At 70.9% G+C, this 4362-nt stretch carries 4 protein-coding genes; all 4 read right to left on the bottom strand.

Annotated features, from left to right (window positions below):
• Positions 1-25: 25 nt before the first annotated feature.
• The gene (locus tag AOK15_RS34665; RefSeq protein WP_055522274.1) at positions 26-622 is read right to left on the bottom strand and encodes a hypothetical protein; all 597 of its coding nucleotides are present in this window, start codon (positions 620-622) and stop codon (positions 26-28) included.
• A gap of 101 nt (positions 623-723) precedes the next feature.
• Positions 724-2007, bottom strand: coding sequence for an MFS transporter (locus AOK15_RS34660; protein WP_055522273.1), 1284 nt, complete (start codon positions 2005-2007; stop codon positions 724-726).
• Positions 2008-2075: 68 nt separating this feature from the next.
• Entirely contained in the window at positions 2076-3536 is a 1461-nt protein-coding gene (locus tag AOK15_RS34655; RefSeq protein WP_055522272.1) for a citrate:proton symporter, read from the bottom strand.
• 121 nt (positions 3537-3657) lie between these two features.
• Positions 3658-4362: molybdopterin dinucleotide binding domain-containing protein (locus tag AOK15_RS34650; RefSeq protein WP_205632280.1), on the bottom strand; the 705-nt coding region annotated here is incomplete at its 5' end.

Genomic DNA, 4362 nt, shown 5'->3' with positions numbered 1-4362 from the left:
CGCGCCCCTGGCACCGGACGCGCGTCTACGCGGCGCCATCGGCGCGACGACGGCGCAGCCGCAGATAGGCGACTCCGCCCACCGCGGCGAGACCCACGGCGGCCGTCCCGGCGACCGGGGAGAAGTCCTTGGTCATGGCGAGGCCGCCGCCGCCGGCCGGCGGGCCGCCGTTGGGCGCGACGGGGCAGTTCACGTTGAAGTCCTTGAACTTGGGCGCGGCCGTCTCACCGACGATCCGCCAGGTCAGCCGGTAGTCGCCCTCCTGGAACCGCACGGCGCCCTCGGGGGTCACCGGCGGGGTGTAGCCGCTGCCGTCGGCCGCGAGCGCGATGGCACCCTCGGCGACGGGGTTGGGGAGTGGGGCGGGCGGCAGCTTCTCGATGCTCCAGGCGATCCTCTGTCCCGCGCGGAAGTTGAACGCGGCCAGATAGAAGTCGCAGACGTTCGACTGATTGCGCTGGTTGCTGAACGGGAAGCCCACCCTGTGGATCTTGACGTCGGGGTCGCCCGGCGCCGCGACGGCGGCCGGTGCCGAGATCATGGTGGCTCCCGTGGCGGTGAGCGTCGCGAGGACGGCGGCACTCGCGCGTCCGGCGCGGCGGGGGCGGGACGAGGTGGACATGCAAGACCTCCGAGTCAGGTGATTGTCATACAAATCACGCTTTCACCTGACTCTCTGTCACATCACGAGGGGAGGCGCCGGGAGCCGCGCCTCACTCGCCGTCAGATATCCCTCTTCCGGCTCAAGACCGCCCCGATCCGGGAGCCGCGCCGCCCGGCGGATCGCTCCTTCCCGCCGGGCTGCCCGGCGGAACGCTCCGCCCCACCGCTCTCCCCTGCCGGAGCGACCGGGGAGCGCAGGGCGATTCCCGACGACACCAGCAACAGCGCGCCGAGCATCACGAACGGCGCGGCCACTCCCGCGACACCGGCGACCAGACCCGCGGCGGCCGGCGCCGCGACCTGCCCGAGCCGGTTGCCCGTGAGCCGGAGCGCGAGGGCCGTGGAGCGGGCGTCGTCCGGGGCGGCGTGCACGACCGTCGTCATGGACAGCGGCTGCCCGACCCCGAGGCAGAAGCCGAGCGCGGCGAGCATCAGCGCCAGCGCCCACACGGGCACCGGCACCGCGATACCCGCGCACAGCACGGCCCCGAGCACACAGGTCACCGTGAGCAGGGCGGTCCGGCCGAGCCACCGCAGCATGGGGGTCATCACCAGACGGCAGGCGATGGTGGCGGCGGCGCGCAGGCTCAGCAGGAGGCCGATGACGGTCGGCGCGATGCCCCGGTCCTCCCCGACGACCGGGAGGTAGGCGGTGAGGATGTCGGTCGCCGACAGCACCGCGAGGCTGATGAGGATGCCGCCGGGCACTCCTCTGGTGCGCAGGATGCGGTGCACGGGGACCCGCTCGCCCTGCTCGGTGCGGGACTCGGGGTCCACGGGGCGCTCTATGCGCCACAGCGACGTGAACGCGACGGCCGCCCCCGCACCCGCCACCACCAGTGCCAGGGCGCTCGTCCGCGCCATGTCCGGGCCGCCGATGAGGGCACCCGCGGCGATCGGGCCGATCAGCTGGCCGAGGGAGGCGCCGATGGTGAAGTGGCCGAAGTTGCGGTCGTGTTCGTGCGGCGCGGACTGCCGGGCGACCAGCGACTGGGCGCCGATGACGAAGGAGAGATGGCCGAGGCCCATCACCCCGCTCCAGACGGCCATCGTCACCAGGGAGTTCGCCAGACCGCTCAGGGCACAGCCGCCGGCGATGAGGACGACGCCGACGGGCAGCAGGGGGGCGCACCGCCCCTGGTCGGTCCTGCGGCCGAGCGGGACGGCGGCGAACAGCGGGAGCAGGGCGTAGACCCCCGCGATCACACCGATCGCGCGCTCGTCGGCGCCCAGCGCGAGGGCCCGGTAGGAGACGGCGGGCCGCGCCATCGACACCGCCCCCTGCGCGAAGCTGAAGGCGATGACGAGACGAAGCAGCCAGCCGCGATTCCTGCCGGGCCTCACGATGACGTTCCTCCTTGACTTGAGCGACGGTGTCCGTCGGATCGTCTGAACCGACGGTGTCCGTCGGCTCAGATGATGCCCATCAGGATCCCGGCGCCCAGGATGATCAGCGAGGTGACCGCCGCCCACTTCACGACGAACCGGGTGTGGTCACCGAACTCCACCTTCGCCATGCCCACGAGGACGTAGACGGCGGGCACGAGCGGGCTGGACATGTGCAGCGGCTGGCCGACGAGGGAGGCGCGGGCGATCTCCAGGGGCGAGACACCGTGCGCGGCACCGGCCTCGGCGAGGACCGGCAGGACACCGAAGTAGAAGCCGTCGTTGGACATGAAGTACGTGAGCGGCAGGCTCAGGAAGCCGGTGACGAGGGCCATGTGCGGGCCCATGCCCTCGGGGATGCCGTCGACGATCCACTTGGCCATGGAGTCGACCATGCCGGTGCCCTGGAGGACGCCGGTGAAGACGGCGGCGGCGAAGACCATGCCGGAGACGTTGAGGACGTTGTCGGCGTGGGCGGCGAGCCGGGCCTTCTGGTCGGGGATGTGGGGGAAGTTGACCGTCAGGGCGAGCGCGGCGCCGAGGATGAACAGCACCGGGATCGGCAGCCATTCCATGATCATGGCGGTGAGCAGCGTGACCGTGAGCAGCGCGTTGAACCAGTACAGCTTGGGGCGCAGCGTCGGGCGGTTCGGGTCCAGGCCCTGGAGGCGGACGTCGTCGGCGTCGTCGGCGGGATCGGCGTCGGTGCCGGAGCCCGCGCCACCGGTGGTCTTGGCCGTACGGACCTTGTCGTCACCGGAGCCGGAGCCGGCGGCGGAGGCGCCCGCGCCGACGAGCACGGTCTCCTCGGACTGCTCCTGCTCCTCGTCCTTGACGATCTTGTCCTGCTCCAGGACGTCGTCGAGGCTCAGCACACCGAGGCGCTTGCGCTCGCGCAGACCGAGGAAGTAGGCGAGGACGAAGACGAAGAGGAGGCCGACGGCGAGCGCCGGGATCATCGGGACGAAGATGTCGCCCGCGTCGAGCTTGAGCGCGGTGGCGGCGCGAGCGGTCGGGCCGCCCCAGGGCAGCGTGTTCATCACGCCGTTGGCGGTGGCGGCGACACCGGTCATGACGACGAGGCTCATCTTCAGGCGCTTGTACAGCGGGTACATCGCCGAGACGGTGATCATGAAGGTGGTGGAGCCGTCGCCGTCGAGCGAGACGATCGCGGCGAGCAGGGCCGTGCCGATGACGATGCGCAGCGGGTCGGCCTTGCAGAACTTCAGGATGCCTCGGACGATCGGGTCGAAGAGGCCGACGTCGATCATGAGGCCGAAGTAGACGATGGCGAACATGAGCATCGCGGCGGTGGGCGCGAGGTTGCCCACCCCCTCGATGACGTAGTCGCCGAGCTTGGCGCCCTTCCCTACGAAGACGCAGAAGAGAGCGGGGATCAGCACGAGCGCCGCGATCGGCGACATCTTCTTCATCATGATCAGGACCAGGAAGGTCGCGATCATGGCGAAGCCGAGGATGGTCAACATGTGGATACCTAACGTTCGCCCTTGAACTCCCACCAGGGCACCGGCGGTGCGACGACGTTAGGGCGGCTCCACAAGCGTTAACAAGACGTTGACATGCGAGCAATAAGCGCAGAACTCCAGGTCACAGCGTTGCGCCTGCTCGTGCGAGCTCCACGGGCACTCCATTGAGGACCGCGTTGCCCGACAGTGGATCAAGGAGCGAGCCGTCGAGGAGCTGGTTGACGTTGACGCCGGGGTCGAGCGCGGCGTGGCTCATCCGGGTGCCCGGCCGGTCGTGTCCCCAGCCGTGCGGAAGGCTCACCACGCCCCGGCGTACACCGTCGGTGACCTCGGCGGGAGCGGTGACCTCTCCACCGGCGCCCTTGATCCGTACGGCGTCCCCGTCGGTGATGTCGAGGCGTGCGGCGTCCTCGGGGTGGATGTGCAGGGTGCAGCGGTTGGTGCCGCCGGTGAGGGCGGGGACGTTGTGGAGCCAGCTGTTGTTGGACCGCAGATGGCGGCGGCCGATGAGGACGAGGCCGTCCGGGCGTTCCCCGAGGGCCGTGCGGAGCCTCGGCAGGTCGTCGGCGATCGGGCCCGGCAGCAGTTCGATCCTGCCGCTGACCGTCTTGAGCGGCTGGGGCAGCCGAGGCTGGAGGGGCCCGAGGTCGATGCCGTGCGGGTGGGCGAGCAGCCGTTCCAGGTTCAGGCCGTCGGGGTCGGTGCCGAAGCCGTCGCCGTACGGGCCGAGGCGCAGCATCATGTCGAGCCGCCGTTCGGGGCCGCTCTCGCCGGTGAGCAGGGCGGCCAGTTCCTTGGGGTCCCGGCCGTGGACGGGCGAGTGGGC

Origin of the sequence: Streptomyces ossamyceticus, assembly GCF_001418475.1 — a bacterium.
Classification (GTDB): Bacteria; Actinomycetota; Actinomycetes; order Streptomycetales; family Streptomycetaceae; genus Streptomyces; species Streptomyces ossamyceticus.
This window is presented reverse-complemented; position numbering and strand designations above follow the sequence as displayed.

Coding starts and splice junctions, on each gene's coding strand:
- AOK15_RS34665 (WP_055522274.1), bottom strand. CDS start 622: ATGTCCACCTCGTCCCGCCCCCGCCGCGCCGGACGCGCGAGTGCCGCC.
- AOK15_RS34655 (WP_055522272.1), bottom strand. CDS start 3,536: ATGTTGACCATCCTCGGCTTCGCCATGATCGCGACCTTCCTGGTCCTG.